General features: G+C 46.0%; 20 protein-coding genes. 4 read left to right on the top strand and 16 right to left on the bottom strand.

Annotated elements, in window-relative coordinates; all coding sequences use genetic code 11:
* Nucleotides 1–130: 130 nt before the first annotated feature.
* On the top strand, nucleotides 131–301 hold the full coding sequence (locus tag BC351_RS44130) for an ATP-binding protein (RefSeq protein ID WP_341866011.1): 171 nt from the start codon (nucleotides 131–133) through the stop codon (nucleotides 299–301).
* 149 nt (nucleotides 302–450) lie between these two features.
* Here the strand turns inward: BC351_RS44130 and BC351_RS20280 are convergent, their stop codons facing one another.
* Nucleotides 451–957: an RHS repeat domain-containing protein gene (locus BC351_RS20280; protein ID WP_079414544.1), complete on the bottom strand. Its 507-nt coding sequence runs from the start codon at nucleotides 955–957 to the stop codon at nucleotides 451–453.
* Between the two features lie 553 nt (nucleotides 958–1,510).
* Between BC351_RS20280 and BC351_RS20290 the strand changes: the two genes are divergently transcribed.
* The 3 genes from BC351_RS20290 to clpP are packed head-to-tail and all read left to right on the top strand — an operon-like array spanning nucleotide 1,511 to nucleotide 3,020.
* Nucleotides 1,511–2,092 carry an ArsR/SmtB family transcription factor gene (locus BC351_RS20290; protein WP_079414546.1) on the top strand — a complete coding sequence of 194 codons (582 nt, stop codon included), beginning with the start codon at nucleotides 1,511–1,513 and terminating at the stop codon, nucleotides 2,090–2,092.
* 13 nt (nucleotides 2,093–2,105) lie between these two features.
* Nucleotides 2,106–2,405, top strand: coding sequence for a hypothetical protein (locus BC351_RS20295; protein ID WP_079414547.1), 300 nt, complete (start codon nucleotides 2,106–2,108; stop codon nucleotides 2,403–2,405).
* 33 nt (nucleotides 2,406–2,438) lie between these two features.
* Complete coding sequence (gene clpP / locus BC351_RS20300; RefSeq protein ID WP_079414548.1) at nucleotides 2,439–3,020, top strand: ATP-dependent Clp endopeptidase proteolytic subunit ClpP; 582 nt, start codon at nucleotides 2,439–2,441, stop codon at nucleotides 3,018–3,020.
* Between the two features lie 64 nt (nucleotides 3,021–3,084).
* On the opposite strand, the gene BC351_RS20305 is transcribed toward clpP, so the two are convergent.
* From BC351_RS20305 to BC351_RS20365, 15 genes are all read right to left on the bottom strand, one after another.
* Nucleotides 3,085–3,909, bottom strand: a complete 825-nt coding sequence (locus BC351_RS20305) for a carbohydrate ABC transporter permease (protein WP_079414549.1) — start codon at nucleotides 3,907–3,909, stop codon at nucleotides 3,085–3,087.
* A gap of 23 nt (nucleotides 3,910–3,932) precedes the next feature.
* Entirely contained in the window at nucleotides 3,933–4,808 is an 876-nt protein-coding gene (locus tag BC351_RS20310) for a carbohydrate ABC transporter permease (protein ID WP_079414550.1), read from the bottom strand.
* Between the two features lie 72 nt (nucleotides 4,809–4,880).
* The gene (locus BC351_RS20315) at nucleotides 4,881–6,215 is read right to left on the bottom strand and encodes an ABC transporter substrate-binding protein (RefSeq protein ID WP_341866010.1); all 1,335 of its coding nucleotides are present in this window, start codon (nucleotides 6,213–6,215) and stop codon (nucleotides 4,881–4,883) included.
* 108 nt (nucleotides 6,216–6,323) lie between these two features.
* Nucleotides 6,324–7,784 (bottom strand): response regulator, encoded by a 1,461-nt coding sequence (locus BC351_RS20320; protein WP_079414552.1) that lies wholly within the window; start codon nucleotides 7,782–7,784, stop codon nucleotides 6,324–6,326.
* On the bottom strand, nucleotides 7,762–9,537 hold the full coding sequence (locus tag BC351_RS20325) for a cache domain-containing sensor histidine kinase (protein ID WP_079414553.1): 1,776 nt from the start codon (nucleotides 9,535–9,537) through the stop codon (nucleotides 7,762–7,764). The genes BC351_RS20320 and BC351_RS20325 overlap by 23 nt, the downstream gene beginning before the upstream one ends.
* Nucleotides 9,538–9,644: 107 nt before the next feature.
* The gene (locus BC351_RS20330) at nucleotides 9,645–10,829 is read right to left on the bottom strand and encodes a M24 family metallopeptidase (RefSeq protein WP_079414554.1); all 1,185 of its coding nucleotides are present in this window, start codon (nucleotides 10,827–10,829) and stop codon (nucleotides 9,645–9,647) included.
* Nucleotides 10,830–10,881: 52 nt separating this feature from the next.
* Nucleotides 10,882–11,364 carry a hypothetical protein gene (locus BC351_RS20335; RefSeq protein WP_079414555.1) on the bottom strand — a complete coding sequence of 161 codons (483 nt, stop codon included), beginning with the start codon at nucleotides 11,362–11,364 and terminating at the stop codon, nucleotides 10,882–10,884.
* Between the two features lie 16 nt (nucleotides 11,365–11,380).
* Nucleotides 11,381–11,806, bottom strand: a complete 426-nt coding sequence (locus tag BC351_RS20340) for a hypothetical protein (RefSeq protein ID WP_079414556.1) — start codon at nucleotides 11,804–11,806, stop codon at nucleotides 11,381–11,383.
* Nucleotides 11,803–11,949 carry a hypothetical protein gene (locus BC351_RS42325; protein ID WP_158082163.1) on the bottom strand — a complete coding sequence of 49 codons (147 nt, stop codon included), beginning with the start codon at nucleotides 11,947–11,949 and terminating at the stop codon, nucleotides 11,803–11,805. Before BC351_RS42325 ends, BC351_RS20340 begins: the two co-directional genes overlap by 4 nt.
* Nucleotides 11,950–11,965: 16 nt before the next feature.
* Nucleotides 11,966–12,115 carry a hypothetical protein gene (locus BC351_RS42760; RefSeq protein WP_167388032.1) on the bottom strand — a complete coding sequence of 50 codons (150 nt, stop codon included), beginning with the start codon at nucleotides 12,113–12,115 and terminating at the stop codon, nucleotides 11,966–11,968.
* Nucleotides 12,116–12,126: 11 nt separating this feature from the next.
* Nucleotides 12,127–13,026 (bottom strand): hypothetical protein, encoded by a 900-nt coding sequence (locus BC351_RS20345; RefSeq protein ID WP_079414557.1) that lies wholly within the window; start codon nucleotides 13,024–13,026, stop codon nucleotides 12,127–12,129.
* Nucleotides 13,027–13,038: 12 nt separating this feature from the next.
* Complete coding sequence (locus BC351_RS20350) at nucleotides 13,039–13,971, bottom strand: hypothetical protein (protein ID WP_079414558.1); 933 nt, start codon at nucleotides 13,969–13,971, stop codon at nucleotides 13,039–13,041.
* Nucleotides 13,972–13,975: 4 nt separating this feature from the next.
* Nucleotides 13,976–15,424: an ATPase, T2SS/T4P/T4SS family gene (locus BC351_RS20355; protein WP_244209106.1), complete on the bottom strand. Its 1,449-nt coding sequence runs from the start codon at nucleotides 15,422–15,424 to the stop codon at nucleotides 13,976–13,978.
* 26 nt (nucleotides 15,425–15,450) lie between these two features.
* On the bottom strand, nucleotides 15,451–16,686 hold the full coding sequence (locus tag BC351_RS20360; protein WP_079414559.1) for a CpaE/TadZ family protein: 1,236 nt from the start codon (nucleotides 16,684–16,686) through the stop codon (nucleotides 15,451–15,453).
* A gap of 14 nt (nucleotides 16,687–16,700) precedes the next feature.
* On the bottom strand, nucleotides 16,701–17,408 hold the full coding sequence (locus BC351_RS20365; RefSeq protein ID WP_079414560.1) for a CpaB family protein: 708 nt from the start codon (nucleotides 17,406–17,408) through the stop codon (nucleotides 16,701–16,703).
* Between the last annotated feature and the right edge of the window lie 151 nt (nucleotides 17,409–17,559).

Below are 17,559 nucleotides of genomic sequence, written 5' to 3' on the forward strand. Positions count from 1 at the left end.
TCGGGCGGTACTTAATCGATAAAATGAATGACCCCGGGCGATGCTTGAAATTTCACTAGAGCAACTTTACGCGAATCATTTTGAACATCGCTTCTCCGCGCCAAAATGCTAGGTAACACTTATCCCGAGGATCGAGATTACATACATTTTCGATCGCTTTTATCGCTGCGGCGGAAGAACAGGCCAAGGACTCTTCATGGGTCTCTCCATTGTGAAGGAGATTGCTGAAACGCATCAGGGCACCGTTGAAATGTCAAGCATTCCGTATCAAAGTAAGGGCTCTTTTTCCATGCGCACCTGAACACCAAAAATACTTCTTGTCTTAAAGTGAACTTTAAGATTTATAACTTGGAATGGGAATGTTCTCAAATATTTCAGCATAGAAAAAGTCCAATCTTGGTTGCTGCTTTAGCTCTGAGAGGTTTGACAATAGGTAAATGTGGCGTTAAATCAATGCTTTCTCACTACCGACACACAGCACTTCACATGTGTGGAGACCGCGAAAGGAATATATGATGCGTCGTAACCATACGTTGAAAAGTTCAGACCCGTCGTTTCTTTTACCTTTTGACCGAGAGGGTTAAATTCTCGTATCGTCTTGATTCCTGTCACATTGGTTGATGTTACTTTGTTATTTACATCTTCATAAGCAATGGTGGTTGCATTCTGATCCGGCAGCGTTTCCTTCGTTACGCGTCCAAGCGCATCATACTCGTAGGTTGTTGCGTTCCCTTTGCCATCGATAAGCTTGGTAAGCGCACCTGTTAGTTTGTTATTTTCTGCTTGTTTAGTTATTGTCGACACATTGCCATCGGCATCGGTGACGTTGATCGATTGCTTGGTCACAAAACCTGCATTATACTGCGCACCAAACTCTTGAGAAATGATGATGTTGCGGTTGTCGTCTTTGACCGTAATCGTACTCGCATTCCCATACTGATCGTATCCGTAGTTCACTTGCTGCTTGAGTGTACCTGTTGTTGTATTCTTTTACCGTTTGCTGAATTACGCTACCTTGTGAGTTACGCACCAGTTCTGTATAGTTGCTCATACCAGCGTCAATAGGTTGCGTGATGGCGGTCTGCAAGTGCGTGTTTGGATCATAGCCATAGGTCGTCGTGATACCAAATGGATTTGTTGCCGTCAGTACATTTCCGTACTCATCATACGTGCGATTCACTTTCACAGGCTGTGAAACAGAGGAGCCATAGTTAGAGGATCTTAATACCATTAGATAGCGACACTCTTCTTTGGACAGTGTGTGATGTATTCTACTTGTCTTCCATCCTAATTCCCTAATAAATGACACTACCTCTAGTCATCTTTCTTCCCCCTAAAATAAAATATGCGTTCACCCCATGGAGTGAACGCAGCTGTTAACTAAGGACATATGTCCTGTATATTTGTCACTTCAAAACCGTCAAAAAGACCCCGCCCATTGACATTCCACACTCAACGTAATAAAATATTTTTACGTAACATATTCTTTGTACTGGAGGCCTTACTCTCCATGCCACAAGAGATCCAAGACAGCTACTACATCGAGTCCCCTGAGCAAGCTACTGTGCTGCTGAACCCGCTTCGCGGAGAAATCATTGCCCAGCTTCTTGAACCGGGCTCCGCCGCTGAAGTTGCCCGAACGCTTGGCGAGACCGCCCAGCGCATTAATTATCATCTTAAAGCGCTGGAAAAAGCGGGATTGGTTCAACGGGTCGGTACCCGTCAGGTGCGCAATCTGGTCGAGGTGCTGTACAGAGCCATTGCCAAGACCTTCGTCCTGGCGGAATCACTGAGCATGAAGCCTGAAACCTTGCAAAAGCTGAAGGATCAGAGCTCACTTGCTCATCTGGTGACTGCCTCCGAGCGAATTCGGAGAGAGGCGATGCTGCTGATGGAGCAATCGGACGTTGGTGAAGTCATTCCCAGCGCAACGCTGCAGCTTCAAGTCCATTTATGCGATGAACAGCAGCGGCAATCGTTTATTGAGGAATATGCAGCGATGGTGCAGCAATTGGTAGACCGCTATTCGGGCGGCAAGGCTGATGAAACCTACCAAGTCTTGTTAGCCGTCTATCCCAAACCCAAAAAATGAGGAGGCATTTGCCATGAGTCATGAACAACCAACGAGTAAGCCGCAGCTTGATGCAGTTCCGGCAGCACCTGTTATTGCTTGGGAGCAAGAGCAGCCTCTTGAGCGCAAGCCTGAGTCCTCAGGCAGCAATGTGATTTCAATCGACACTTATCGTCGTCAGGGTTCCTCCGTCTTGGACTCCGAAGCTACGGTCACTGTGCGTGAATTTCAATCTGCTCAAGGCGAAGAGCCGGTTCGACTCATCATGGTCTCCTCCGGTTTTGGCCAGAAGCATGCCAGACACCCTTATTCGATTCAGAACAAAGCCGCTTAACGATTTTAGCTCAAAAAAGAAAGGATGATTCCGATGAGTTTCATACCTATGGTTGTTGAACAAACTGCGCGCGGTGAGCGCTCTTACGATATTTATTCCAGACTCCTGAAAGACAGAATTGTCTTCTTAGGTACAGAAGTTAACGACCAAGTGGCCAATGCGATTGTTGCACAGCTGTTGTTCCTTTCTGCTGAGGATCCTGAGAAGGATATCTCGCTCTACATCAACTCGCCAGGCGGATCAACCTCAGCGGGTCTGGCGATTTATGATACGATGAATTTCATTAAGCCTGACGTATCTACCATTTGTGTAGGTATGGCGGCATCCATGGGTGCGATTCTCTTAACAGCTGGTGCTCCAGGCAAACGATTTGCTTTGCCGAACGCTGAAGTTATGATTCACCAACCTTGGGGAGGTACGCAAGGGCAAGCCAGCGATATTCAAATCCGTACCCAGCATATTCTCAAAACACGCAGTGTTCTCAATGGAATTCTTTCGTCGACGACCAAACAGCCCATTGAGAAAATCGAGCTGGATACCGACCGCGATTACTTCTTAGAAGCGGAAGAAGCACGTGTTTACGGTCTGATCGATAAGGTTATCGAGAAAATATAAGAGAAAATATAAGCAGCAAAAAACTCACCCCCTGAAACAGGGAGGTGAGTTTTTGTGTGTCGGATCAGCCTTTTACCGCAGAACCTGTGATGCCTTGAATGATATACTTTTGACCAATGAGGAACACGAGCAGCATAGGGACAATCCCTGCGGATGTTGCCGCCATCATCCCGTTATAGTCAATATTGAATTCTAAAATGAAATTCTGCATGCCCAGCGGTACGGTATACAGATTTCGATCCAGCAGGAAAACAAGCGCATTCTCATAGTCATTCCAATTCCACGAGAAATCAATAATCGCCAGTGTAGCAAGCGCGGGCTTCGCCAAAGGCAGCATAAGCTGAAAGAAAATACGGAAATGCCCAGCCCCGTCCACAAAAGCGGATTCTGTAATCTCCTGTGGAATCGAGAGGAAAAATTGCCGCATCAGGAATACGCCGAAAATCGTGAACAACCCCGGCAGAATTAATGCCCAATGCGTATTATAAATGCCGATTTTATCAAATAAAATAAATTTGGGAACAAACAGCACCTGCGGCGGCACCATCATCATAGATAGGTAGAACATGAAGAGCAGGTTTCTTCCCTTAAACTCAATCCGTGAAAAGCCATAAGCGGCCAAAGAGGATAGGAAGGTCGCACCCACCATGCAGATCAAAGCAATTTTCAACGAATTTATATAGTAGATAACAAAGCTTTCCTTGCCTGTCCATACTTTGAGATGATGCTCTAGTGTAATCTTCGATGGTATCCATTGTATCGGATATTGGAATACTTCACTCGGTGATTTAAACGATGTGCTGATCATCCATAGGAACGGCATAATCATGAAAAGCCCGAGGACGAACATCACCACGGTGCTGCCTATTTTCGTGGATTTTATCTCCATATTGTATCACTCCGGTTTTTTACTTAATAATGAACCCATCGCTTCTGACCAACCCATTGAATCATCGTAATCAGAAAGATGATAGCGAATAAGACCCATGAGATGGCTGACGCATACCCCATTTCATAGTAGCGAAACGCATTGTGATAGATGAAAAGGGATAGAATCGTTGTACTGCCGCCAGGTCCGCCTTGTGTAACGGCTTCAATCATGCCGAACGTCTTCATCGACGTAATTAAACCGGTAATCATTAATAAGAACGTGGAGGGGCTCACTAGCGGGAAAATGATTTTCCGAATCGTCGTCCAGGTGCTGGCGCCATCAATCTTGGCTGCTTCCAGTTGTTCCTGCGGTATTTCTTGAATGGCTGCCAAATAAATAATCATATTATAACCAAGCAGAAACCAGATCCAAATGACATCAATCGCATACATCGAAGACGTCGTAGTCGACATCCAACCTGGTGGGTGTTCGATCCCAATAGAACGAAGAAAGCCGTTAATAGGTCCTTGTGAAGGTTGAAACAACAGCATCCATACGAAGGCTACCGCTACACCGCTTGTGATATAGGGCATGAAAAACATAGCGCGAAGCAAGCTTTTGAGATATACGCTGCGATCCAATACAAGCGCTACAAGAAAAGCCAATCCTATAGAGACAGGAACTGCTGCGAGAAATAAAGCCGTTTTCTTCAATGACACATAAAAGACGGGATCGTGAAACAGTCGATTGAAATTCTCAAAACCGATCCACGAGATATCCGGCGATGTGTATTTGTAATTCGTAAACATGATCCCCAGCGAGAAGAGTGCAGGAATAACGAAGAATAAGATGACGCCCAGCATGTTAGGTAAAATGAACAAGTACCCTAATCTCTGTTGTTTTTTTGCCCAGTTCATGCAATTAACCACTCCTTTTTGAACAAAAAAGGGAGGTGCCTTTTTCTTGATGCATCCCCCCGTTTTCCTTGCTTATTTCTTATTTTTGGATAAGTAATCGTTATGGCGTTTGACCGTGTTTTTTAGGGTGTCATCCAAGGATTGTGCCTTCAAGAAATACTTCTCGTATTCTTCTCTTCTAGCATCAATAACCTGCTGAGCCATCGTTGCTGTATAGGTAGGGAATTTACCGAATACAACCTTTTTGAGCGAATCTACATCATAGGTTTTTTCGTTGTCACCCAGAAGCAATTTGATCGCTTCTTCTACATTCGCATCCTTCGAAGAAGGAATACGCCCTCCGGATGCAAGCGGCATCATTCCGCCATCCGCATACCATTTCAGAAACTTCCAAGCTTGCTCTTTGTTTTTGGAATTTGGGTTGATGGAGATCACGTCGCCAAGTCCGCCTGGATATTTATAATTCGCCTGATCCTTCGTCACTTTAGGAATGGTAGCAAAGGCAATTTTGAAATCACGCGGGAAGTCCTTCATATTGTTGGAGCTGCGGAAAATGAACTCTCCTGCTCCCAGCATCGCAGTTTCCCCTTTGAGGAAAATCGCATCTGTCGGCATTTTGCTCGTAATTTGTTCGCCTAGCAACGGCATGGATTTATCGGTATACATCATGTTGTACATGGATTCATACGCCTTGCGAACCGTCGGATCGTCGAGGTTGGATGTACCGTCCGCTTTCGTAAAGCCTGCTCCTGCATTGGCGCCATCGAAGAAATTAGGGTACGCGGAGATATGCTCTGTGAAGCCCCAGCGTGTGCCTTTTTTAAGTTTGGCCGCATATTGCTGCAAATCATCCATTGTCCAATCCAGTGAAGGAACCGCGAGTCCCGCTTCATCCAGCGCATTTTTGTTGAGCCAGACGAACGAAACATTCTTCTTGGTAGGCAGTCCGTAGTATTTATCCTTGACCTTCCAATCTTTGGCGTCAGTACCCATTTTATCGTCAATGTTGTAATCCTTGAATTCGCTCAAATCCAGAGCAGTTCCCGCATCAATACGCTTGGTCAAGCCTGCTAGGGTATAGTTGACATACAAATCAATGCCTTGATTCGTCGTTAGAGCGGTATCCAGCTTCAAATTCCCCGCATCATCATTAACGAATCGCTCATATTTAACCTGAATATCAGGGTTCTTTGCATTCCAATTATCAACAGCCGCTTGTGGACCCGACTCGCCTGGCACGCCGCCCCACATCGTCAGAGTTACAGCTTTCTTGGCCTCTGGAGCGCTGCTTGCACTTGGGTTGCCGGTTGTTGCTGCCTTTTCGCCGGATGAACCGCACCCTGCCGTTACCCCCAACACAAGCGCTGCGGACAGAAGACTAACCGTTGTTTTCTTTATATTCATCATTTGAACCTCCCTTATCTCTTATGCTTGCTGGTTACAAATTCACTATATCACCAGCCTTTTATCGTTCGAAGGAACAAATTCTTGTTCTTGTAGCACAAAAGTTTGATTTCAACTTTTCGTATGCTGATGTCTGTACACACTCGGCGGCATCCCCACTTCTCTGCGAAAAATGCGCGCGAAATAATTCTCATTCGGGAAACCCACCTTCGCGCCGATAAGCGCAATCGCTTGATCCGTTTGCAGCAGCAGGCTGCAAGCCTTCTCAATACGAATGCCCAGCATATATTCCGTGATCGTTTTCCCCGTTTTCTTTTTGAACAGAACACTTAAATATTTATCATCCATCGTGGCGATTCCGGCGAGAAGCGTGAGCGGCATTTCTTCCTCAAAGTGCTGGTTCATATACGCAATCACTTTATTAATTTCCGCATGGTCCGTCACCTCATAGTTCGCGGCTTTCCAATGAGCAAGATACCCGTCAATGCTTTGTTTAAAAAGGCTGCCTGCCTCTTGATGGGAAATCGTCTCTGCATACCCGCTCGCTGAGTTTGCTTGGGATAGCGCCAGCTCTGCAAACAACCGCTCCAAGCGCTCAGCTATTTCTTTCACACGAAGCAAAGACAGATTAGCCTCTCTCATCCATGTCCAGATTGCTTGTCTGGCATTGTCGAGCATGCCTTGATTCATCTGTTCAAAAGCTTGAATTAAACTCTTCTCAAGCGGCCATGGCAAATTCGTAGTGGCAAGATCTTTCAGCGCTTTTGGCTTTGGAAAGAAAATTCCCGTTCTGCCGGCATACCATAGCTCTGTTAGACGAGAAACGATGCCTGTCCAAACTTCACGAATATCCTCGTTCGTCAACCAATCGGAGATGACCATGATCCAATCATCGGTTCGTTGTTCATGGTTCGGGATGTTAAGCTTGGTTAGCTCTGCAAACGAGCAAAAAACCGTGCTCACCCCATTTTTCGTAAATACATGCACTCTTGCCTGCATCTCCGATTCAAAAATAGGCAGCTGACATACATCGTGCTTATCAAAGGAATGTTTCCCATGAGCTATAAGAATTAGCAGATTAGGTTGAAATGCATCACGACTAAACACAGGAGTCGCCAACGATTGCCCCTGCTTTGGTTCGTTATAGAGCGCTTCGCAATAATCGTCTATTTCTTGAGAAACAAGCCGGGCATTCCGTTCAAGCTCGCCTCGTACCTTCGTCAGCGCTTCCGTCATTTTCTCCGGCGTCAAATAGAGCTTAAGCACATAGCCCGATGCCCCAAGCTCCATCGCTTGCTGGATGTAAGCAAACTCGTTCATAACCGTGAGCATGATGAAGCAAGTGCCCAAATTCTCCCGGCGCAGCTGAGCAAGAAGCTCTACACCATTCATGACTGGCATCATAATATCGCAAATGACCAAATCGGGTTGATTTTTGCGAATAAATGCCAACGCCTCTTGGCCGTTTCCACATTCCTCCACGACCTTAAATCCATTTGCCTCCCATGGCATCCCTTTTCGGATGCTGCGTCTCACGAAGGCTTCATCTTCAACCAAGAGAACCGTCCACATGTAAGCTTTCCCCTTTCAAATATGGTGGAGACAACAAGCACAGCGTGCGAATCCGGACGAGCGTCCCTGTCGGAACCGATTCTACAGATATCGATCCTTGCTTGCGGAATAAGAGCGCTAACCTTTCCTCGAGATTCTTCAAGGCAATACCATTCCCAGGTGAAGCGGATGAATTCGTTTTTTCCAAACCTGCACCATTATCCTCCACCTCAATAACCAGCTCATTGCCCTCTTGGTGGACTCTGATTTCGATGCGGCCTGCACGGTCTATCTTAGCAAAACCATGATAAATACTATTTTCAATCAATGGCTGCAAGCTCAATTTGGGCACAAGCGCATAACGCAGCTCTGGATCCAACGTGATCACGACCTCGAATTCGCGGTCATAACGCAGCTTCTGAATGCTCACATATCTCTGAGCAAGCTCAATCTCATACTCCAGATGAATTAAATCCACATCCAGGCGCATCCCAGCTTCCAGCAGCTTGCCAAGCGATTCACAGACTTCAGGAATTTGCTTATTCCCCATTTCGATCGCAAGCCATTTCACCGTGTTTAATGTATTTAACAAAAAGTGCGGATTCATCTGCGAAAGCAGCATTTGAAAACGCATTGCTTCCTTGTTCCGCTCTTCCTCTTTCAAGCGGTTCAGCAAGCTTTCTACATCTCGGACCATGTTATTAAAAGCTTGAACAAAGGTCAAAATTTCTCCTTTATAGCTTTGCTCGGGCAATTGAATCTTCAGATTCCGCTTTACGACATCGGACATTTTCTTCTGCAAAAGCTGCAGCGGTCTTGTGATGGTCGTTGAGATCAAGAAGGTCATCACGATAAAAAGCGCAGCAATAATCAACGTCGTCAACATGTAGGATTGCTGCAGCTGATTCACTTTGTGGAATAAATATTTGGTGGGAATACGCTTGATCAGATACCAATTCAAGTCCGGAATCTTCGAATAGCTGATGATATGGTCGTTCTCGACCTTGGAACCAATCGGCTCCCAGCCTTGCGTATTCATGGGACTTGGCAGCTCAAGAGCATTCGAAGTCGTGCTGCGTGCGTAAATCTCTCCTTCCGAAGAAGCCAAAGCGTATAATTCCTCATTAGCCGGGCTTGGAATCGCGCTTCGCAGCCAACTCTGATAATCCACCCCTATTCTTACAACCGCATAGATGCGATTATTCTCATCCCGCAAAACTTTATACATCGTCAAAAGCGAAGGCTGAATACCAAACTCGGAGCTTGCTCCGCCTTCCTCCAACTGCCATTTCGAAAGTGATTTTCCCTGAAAGGCATCCTGTATTCTAGGCATAGCTGCAAGACCCGAATAATTTAGAATACGATTAGGCCAGTAGGACGTATATACAAGCTCTTTTGTATCCAGAACCGTATAATACACATAGGAATTGGCAATAAACACACTATTATTAATGGCATTAAATTTCTCTTCAACTTTCAATTTTTGTTGGACGAAGGAATAAGTTAGACCCGCTTCCGGGTGTTTCAAAATAGCCGTAATGAAGGAGTCCTGCTCAATGAGGGTGAATGTTTTCTCGGCAACACTCAATAAATTGCCAAGGGACGATGTAATCGTTGTCATTTGTTCGAGATTTTGACTGCTGACCTGCTCCTTCATCAAGGTCTCGAACTTCTGAACATGCGTCATGTTCAACACGATGATAGGCAGCAGAATAACAAGCAAGAAGGCTAGGAACAGCTTGTATTTTAACGTTTGCGGTATGAAATGTCTCAATGTCCATATCCCCTTATTGGTCTCATATGCGTCTAGTATACTTGCAAGTTGTTCAAAAACAAAGAGACCGGCTAGAAATCCGCCAGTCTCTTTATTTGGAAATTTACTTACACCCGAATCAGGCCATCCCTGGACATCGTCAGTTTTTCAAAGCCATTATCGGTTATTAAATACGTATCCTCAATGCCCACGACACCGCGTCCGGGAAAGGTGAACTTGGGCTCGATCGCGATGACCATCCCAGGCGCCAGCGGGTATTTGAAACCCTTGGCGAGAACCGGAAGTTCGTCGATTTCGAGCCCAATGCCGTGACCAAGGAATTTCACTTGGTCGGCGCCGTACCCCATGAAGTGGGCGCTGAGCCCCGCTTCCTGCACGTGATCCAGGGCGAGCAAATACAGATGCTCGGCAATTCTGCCAGGCTGCAGCCTGGCTTCCGTGGCACGGAGTACCTCCTCCGCCACGTCATAGGCTCGCTGCAGCTCAGGGTCCAAATCGCCGATCACGAGCGTTCGCGTCTGATCGATCAGATAGCCGTCGATCATACAGCCAAGATCGACGAGGATCGGTTCGCCGCGCCGAATCGGCGCGCGGCCCGAGCTTTGCGGGCTGGACGGGTGAAGCCCCGTGCCACCGGCCGGCCCGTCAAAATAGGTGGGCACCGCTGCCGCCGCGCCTGCCGCGACCATTCCGGTGATTAACTCGGAATTGTACGCGCGCATGCGCATCAGCCCTTGGTGCCCGCGCAGCCGAAGCTGATGCTCGATGAGCGCCATCAGCTCGAACTCCGCCATCCCCTCACGGATGTGAGGGATGACCGTTTCCAGCGCCGCGTCGACGACGCGGGCGGCCTCCCGAATCGCCGCGACTTCGTCCGGCGATTTGATCATTCGCTGCTCGCGCACGAGCAGCGAGCCGTCCTCCCAGACCGCGCCGGGCAGCGCGGTCTGGAGCCGCAAGTACAACTGTACGGGTAGCACGTCCAGCTCGGTCGCGATCCGCAGCGCCGCACCTGCTGCAGATCCATCCGCGCAGCGCGCGCGAAGACGCTCGCCCAGCGTCTTCCAAGACCCCAGCGCTTCCACGTCCGCTGACGCTTCCTCTTCCGCGCGGACCACACTGCGCCGCACGAGGTAGAGCACCTCGCCCTCCGCAGGAATAAACAAATACCCCGTCTGCATCGAGCCGCAGTAATAATAAATATCAACATGGTGAGTCACCAAAAAGCCGGACCATCCCCGCTGGATCATTTCCTGCTGAAGCCACATCTGCCGTTGCTTGAAAATCGTCATTCGTACCTCTCCCTACAGCCTTAAATGGATAACTTATCATCCTATTATACAGTCAAAAGACCATCTCTGCAGAAGACTTAATCGTCCACGTAATCGGCTGCAAAACAGAATACGTTCGAGGAAACTCCAATCGGATAAACATAATGACACCTGGCCGATCAAGCGTAACAGAGTATCCACGTGCCTGATCTGCATAGGTATAAGGAAATACTTCATTGTCATTAACAACTTTAAATAATTCCACCACTACAGCACTGCGCAAAAAGGTGTTTGGCATTGGAGAATTAGCCGTATCCAACCTTAAATTTGCCTGCAAATACTGCATTGCCACCGCTCTGGCCTGCGACGCATCAATCGCATGAATACCACCGGCCAGCTTCTCCTGATCACTTTGCTGCGCTGCGGCATGAACAGCTCGATTCAAAGCATGCTTGCCCTGAAACAAAGTGTGCATCGCCAACTCCTCATCCGTTTGCAGCGCAAACAATGACATATAGACCACACTCATCAAAACGACTAAAAGCAGTTTATACAAACCATCCCCTCAACCTTCAAGGCACGTATTCACTCATTTTCATACCCGACGCCCCCATACGATTAGAAGCGGCAGGAACCGTAATGCCAACAAGCTGATCAATAACAAAAAGCCGGTGATAAGGATATGTCATATGCAGCCGCAAGCCCGTTCCTCTCCAGACAGGTGTACTTTCATCCGTACCGCCAGTTCCTGTAGTCGTATCTACCGTGTATATAAGATCTCCAGAAATGAAACCTCTTTCCTCCATTCGATCTCGGGATTGCTGAATCATCGCGCTATTAATATATCCGTGCCTGCCGTTCGCGCCAATTTCCAGCAAATAATCGACCTCTTTCTGTAAAACAGCCTGTCTGACAATAATTATATGCTTGTATACGGGAGCGAACATAAACCAGCATAGTAAAGTCGCAAGTAAAATAAAAACCAAGATCTGCTTCATGGATTAATCTGCTCAATGCTCTCATTGATTCTTGCTCCACTATTATGAACCTGCTGTCTTGTACCCGTGCTGCCCCCTGCCACATCTTTATAAATTATAATCACCACCATAATCAGCATCGCCGTAACGAGGATCGATCTCACAGCCAATCCCCCATCATTAAGGCCTTAACGCTGTAATGTCTGAGTTAGCCTGTGTACCATGCGTGGATATATTCCGTCTCATTCCTGTCGAACCATCATTAATAATCGTTGTAAACAGAAAAGCCACCACAATCAGCATCATCACAGTAATCAAAATATTTCTCATCCCTTGCCCCCTTAATTAATCGTATCGAATAGCCGCTGGCCTTCGGCAATCCAAGGATACATAAACACCCGAAACGTGTTCAGAATCGGAAGTCCTGCCAACACAAACAGAAGATAAGACACCGTCTCTTTTCTACTATCTCTAACCAATTCCATTTTCTCTTTATAATCTTGGATTCTTTGCTTTAATAACTCGTAATAGCTCTCATGCTCGTTCAGTCTCAAAGCGTTCAACGTCTCCGCGAAGCTATGAGCTTCATCTGTTCCAAGTCTGGCTCTAAACTGCTTAATCGCCGCTTCCGACCCTTGATACCACTCATTGAGCAGCATCTGAAAATGTGTTCGTATCGACCTTGTTTGTGGCGCACATAAAGTAAGCTTGGCATGCAAATTAAGCTGCGAATCATTGTAATAGAGCAAGTGATGACTGATTATATAAATCTCACGAACAATCCGATGCGCCCGTTTTTCTTTCAATTGAGCCAGTACGTTGGTATCGAAAAACAAAAAAATACCTACACACGCAGCCCCCACCAGAATGTACATCGGCTGCAGATGAAACGTAAAAACAGGATACTGCAGAGCCAAATATCCAACAGCCCCAAGAAGCACAGCTGCTCCCAGCAGCATCCTTCTTCCCCCTTCATACAAAGCAGCATTCAACCAAATACCGCATCCGAGAAGCAGCTGACGTTTTTCCTCTACGGCTTTTGTTTGCATGCCCATCAATGAGATCAGCCAGGAAGGAAGCTCAGTCTCTTGAAGCATCTTCTTAACCCTCAGCGATCTCCATCGTTTTGTCCGAACAGGCAGCAATTTCAAGGCATGATAAATAACGGTCATGAAGAACAGGAAAAGCAAAACATTGGAAACAACCTGAATGACAGTCATTTGATTACTATCAAAAATCACAGAACCAGCTCCTCACATTCTTCGCATGGATAAATAGATCCCCATTAAAAACGAAACGAAAATAAGCAAAAGTGCGTCCAAAATCATATTTCGTCCGCCAGGATCCACCATATAGTACATGTACGCATTATCCGGATTAATTTTAAAATTAATAAATAGAAACAAAACAAGAAACAAAATCGGCGTAAAGTTTGCAATCCGAATTTCCAAAAGCCGGTTTCTTTCCAACTGATCCGACCGTTGAGCTTTTCGCATATCAACAACAAGCTCCTTTAAGCTATCGCCAACAAAGATGCCTTCCGTTAAAGCAACACGCATAATACCGACAAAATAATCAGCCCATGCATGACCTAAAGTGAGTGAGAAGATACGTAAGCTCTCGTCAGTATCCCGCTGTGTCATTAAATTACGATATAATTGCTCGAATACAGGCTTAATCGGGTACAAAATGCGGTTCTCCTCTAAACAATACTTCAACGATATTTTCATATTTTTGTGTGGATCCACCATGTAGTACTGATAGAACACTTCAACAGCAGGAAGAAATTCCAATCTGGTTCGCAGCCTCATGCTGACCAACTTCAGCCGAAGCAGCATATAAGGCAATGAAATACTAATCGAAGTCAGAATAACAACCCCTTTGAGTGATTGAAAAAATAAGCTCCCTGCCAATAATCCGATTAACAATAAAATCAGCGTGATCGTAAGCATCGCTTTCATACTCATTCTCGATTCGACGGATTCCATCATTTCCTTTACATGCTTAACTAACACACTCCTCTTCCCCAAATATTCGCTGAATCTAGCACCGTACGCGGAAGTTTTGACATATTGCAGTCTAAATCTAGCTTTACGCTGTCGGGCCAATACGTGTAAAAGCGATTGAATACAAATAAATACCAGCACAAACAGCAAAGCCAAACAGACATATTTAGCGAAAATCATCTCATTAGCCGCCTTCTTTCTCAATAAAACCGAGCTTCGTCAACAAAGCATGCCCCTCTCGGTCAGCCTTAACGATTTTTCGCGATGCATGAACCGACAATTTCCCGGGAAATGTCCAACCATCTGTCGACTTGTCATAAGCTGCTAGATTGGTGACATGCACCTCCATATTTTCGTACCGATATTCGACGATTCGCACAATTTTTCGCTTTCCCTGGACGACTGCCATCTCCAACCCGATTTGCGTCACATATTCTGTAATTCGCTTTGTTAACCTCAGTGGATTCATCCCTCTGCCATCCAGCATACACATATCTGTAATAGCATCTGGAACATCTTCAAGCTGGCTCACATGAACAGAAGTAATACTTCCCTCATGGCCGCGTGTACAAGCTCTCACATACAAATTGGCATCCTCATCTCGAATTTCGGCATGACATATCCGCTTTGGCGATTGCCTTAAAGCCAGCTTAAATGCTTGCTGACCCGAATGCCTCGGATCCTCCTCGTCAATTTCGTATTCGACGATATTTTTGTTCGGAAAATCGCGCTTCAAATTCAGCTCAAACCGTGACTCAATCGTAATAATCCTCTCATTGTCATCCATCTCTGCTATGATCGCCTTTATCAAATTCGTCTTGCCAGAGTTCGTCGGACCTATCACAACCATATTAAAATAAGATCGAATCAAACTTAGCAACAATTTTCCCATCTTGCCGTCCATCGTTTCCAATTCTGCGGCAGCCAGTGAAGCCAAACTAAATCTTTTCACCGTGTAGAAGCGAATCGTTAATGTAGGCTCCGCCGTGAACCCAAAACCGGTCATCGTAACCCGCGATCCATCACGTAAAACAACCTCAGCCCACCGCTTTCTGGGGTTCATCGTATCATTATTAAATAGCACCAAATTCTGTTGAATGCGCTCCAGCTCACGTATGGAAGGCAGAATATAGGCAGATGGTTTCGCCATTCCACCACGCACTTCAAAAATTTGTCTTCCCACAACCTGTATCTCTTCAAGTCCCTCCTTCTGTTTCAACACAAGCTCAAGTACGTTAAGCCCAATAATCTCCGCAAAAATAGCTTCCGGCAAGGTGGTATAGCCAGTTGTCCGAGGGGGAATGCCCGAAAGCCTTCTTTTGGAAACCAGATCATGAATAATCGCAAGCAGCTTCCCTCGATCTTCCTCGTAACCAAGAATAGCTCGATTCAAAGTCTCGTTATACATCTGTTTTTCCGCTTCTGTCCTGCCCCTCAAGATGACGAGCTCACTGCGTATATCTTCAACCGTTTGATTAAAAACTGCATCCTCGTGCGTATACTGCGCTGAACTATCCTCATCTCCTCTTGCCTCAACATTGAAAACCTCATTTGGAGTATACGGCCTCATTGCGGTATTTTCCGTTTTGCATTCATGCATGTAAGTAATAATCGAAAACCTTTCCTCACTCACTCCCCTCACCTCTCCTGCTGTTCGAATTAAGTTGCTGCACGTCGACCTGCCACCATTTTTTGCAGCCAAGTTGCCGGTCGTATACTCACTTTCCTAGGCAGTTTGTAGTAATCAATGAACTTGCATGCAACAGCTTTAACTTCCTCGTGCATAGGATGGCCTAGTGCAAACATCTCCAGCAGCTTGCCCTGATTGCAGCGGGACAGCGCATCCGTATGTCTGGAAACTTGCCCAATAAGATGCAGCTGTGTTTCCTTGCGGATATCTTTTATTGTGAATTCACTATGCTTTGCGTAGTGGTCGGTTTGTACAGCTAAGAGCTCAAAGCTGTCCGACTGAAGCCCAAAAACAGAACCAACCTGCCGAATCCATTTCGAGAAATCCTCTTGGAAATGTGCGATATCCGCCGTTGTGACCACAATCTTGCTATCAGCTTCCAACAACCCGCAAACCGTTGCCGCATTATCCCAATACGCGCTGACCTCAATAACACAAACGTCAAAGGCACTTCGAGCGACACGTAACAAATGCACAATCTCTGCGGGCGCAAAGAACTCTGCTTGTTCACGAAGCATATTCCCATATAAAACATACAGCCCTTGAGCCCCCTTTGGTTTATCACAAACCTGAATTAGCCGATCCGCTGTAAGGCTCTGTGCTTTCAACTCCGCTCTCAACCCATCTAGCGTAAACCCATGTTCTTCTCTGCCTAAATAGCGGTGAAGTTTTGAGCTTTTTAAATTTAGACAGATGTATCCCACTTTCTTTGATGTTTCCAAAGCCAACGAGTACGCTACTCCAAAAGATGCCAAAGTCGTTCCAATGTTAGGTGTAGAGCCTATGAATGTCAGTACCTTTCCCGAAGACTGGCGACTCTCCTGATCTCCTCCCGAACCGTCCACCCAAGACCGTATATCATCTGCAATCACCGCAGTGCTCCTGCCTGGTTGAATGAAATCCAGCTTCATCAGTTTGCACATTTTCACATACTTTTCATTGATCGAAGCATCATGGTAGTTGGACAGCAAAACAATAATGTTTACCCCCGCCTGTTGCTTCAGCAGCTCTTCCATAAACTCTTCCAAATCGCCATAATCCAATACCCGATCTGAGATAATCATATGAGAAAAAGGTTGTTCCTTTAATTTGCAGGTAAATTCAACGGCTGTTGAGGCAATTACCCAGTTCAGTGGTTTTCTATAAACCACATTAATAATTTCATCAATTAATCGTTGATCCGTCGACACTAGTCCGATATTCAACCTAACGCCTCCTTTCAATCTCCTGCCAAAATGGAAGTGGAACTAAAAGCAATCACCAGCTTCGCTTTCTTCGCGCTGCATAGCTGATCAATTTGAAGCCACTCCTGTTCAGCCAAATTCAAGTTTATCTGATCAATCGCTCCGTTCGCTTCCAATCGGGAAGCATACATCTTTTCTTTATCTCCCTCCACTTTAGACAATAGATTGGAATTCTTCGGGTTATCTACCTCGACATTGGCTGAAGATTTCACAGAAGCAACCGTAATCTCCTGTTCCTCAAAAAGTCTTCGCGAACTTCCATCCGCACCGGACAAATAAATACGCACCCGGTCCCCTGCACGAATTCCATTGGAAACTGACAGCAAATACTCCTTCGGAATTTGAAAAGTAGCCTGCCGCTCACTGGGAAGCAAATGATACTGATTCATCTTCCACCTCAAAATAGGCTCCTCCCTTCCTAGCGGAATCAACGTCTCCTGTCCAACAACCTCCTCCAGCTTCGTCAGCATGTTCCCTGTATAGCTTCCCTTTTGCACGAGCTTAAAATCCACCATCTCCTCACGGATAAGCACTCCTGCACGAATAAAATCCTTTGCCACAACAACCCGTACCGTCTGCTGAAGCTCGATCTGCTTTAACTGCATGACATACACGCCATACACAAGCAAACCGGCCATCAGCGCAGCAACCAAGCTAATAAGCAGGCTTCTCCTGCGATTCAACTCCTCACCCCCTTTTCAAAATCCACCTGTTCCCTTTCTTGTTATGAAAATAAACAAAAAAAGAACGCAAACTTCGGAATTAGATCCGAAATCTGCGTTCTTCGCATATTTAAAATATCACATAAACTTCCATATATCAACAACTTAATTT

It is taken from the genome of Paenibacillus ferrarius (assembly GCF_002027705.1).
In the GTDB taxonomy this organism is placed as follows: Bacteria; Bacillota; Bacilli; order Paenibacillales; family NBRC-103111; genus Paenibacillus_E; species Paenibacillus_E ferrarius.

Bases quoted from the DNA above. Each gene is read 5' to 3' on its own strand.
- BC351_RS20290 (WP_079414546.1), top strand. From the start codon at position 1,511: ATGCCACAAGAGATCCAAGACAGCTACTACATCGAGTCCCCTGAGCAA.
- BC351_RS20295 (WP_079414547.1), top strand. From the start codon at position 2,106: ATGAGTCATGAACAACCAACGAGTAAGCCGCAGCTTGATGCAGTTCCG.
- clpP (WP_079414548.1), top strand. From the start codon at position 2,439: ATGAGTTTCATACCTATGGTTGTTGAACAAACTGCGCGCGGTGAGCGC.
- BC351_RS20305 (WP_079414549.1), bottom strand. From the start codon at position 3,909: ATGGAGATAAAATCCACGAAAATAGGCAGCACCGTGGTGATGTTCGTC.
- BC351_RS20310 (WP_079414550.1), bottom strand. From the start codon at position 4,808: ATGAACTGGGCAAAAAAACAACAGAGATTAGGGTACTTGTTCATTTTA.
- BC351_RS20315 (WP_341866010.1), bottom strand. From the start codon at position 6,215: ATGATGAATATAAAGAAAACAACGGTTAGTCTTCTGTCCGCAGCGCTT.
- BC351_RS20320 (WP_079414552.1), bottom strand. From the start codon at position 7,784: ATGTGGACGGTTCTCTTGGTTGAAGATGAAGCCTTCGTGAGACGCAGC.
- BC351_RS20330 (WP_079414554.1), bottom strand. From the start codon at position 10,829: ATGACGATTTTCAAGCAACGGCAGATGTGGCTTCAGCAGGAAATGATC.
- BC351_RS20340 (WP_079414556.1), bottom strand. From the start codon at position 11,806: ATGAAGCAGATCTTGGTTTTTATTTTACTTGCGACTTTACTATGCTGG.
- BC351_RS42760 (WP_167388032.1), bottom strand. From the start codon at position 12,115: ATGAGAAATATTTTGATTACTGTGATGATGCTGATTGTGGTGGCTTTT.
- BC351_RS20350 (WP_079414558.1), bottom strand. From the start codon at position 13,971: ATGATTTTCGCTAAATATGTCTGTTTGGCTTTGCTGTTTGTGCTGGTA.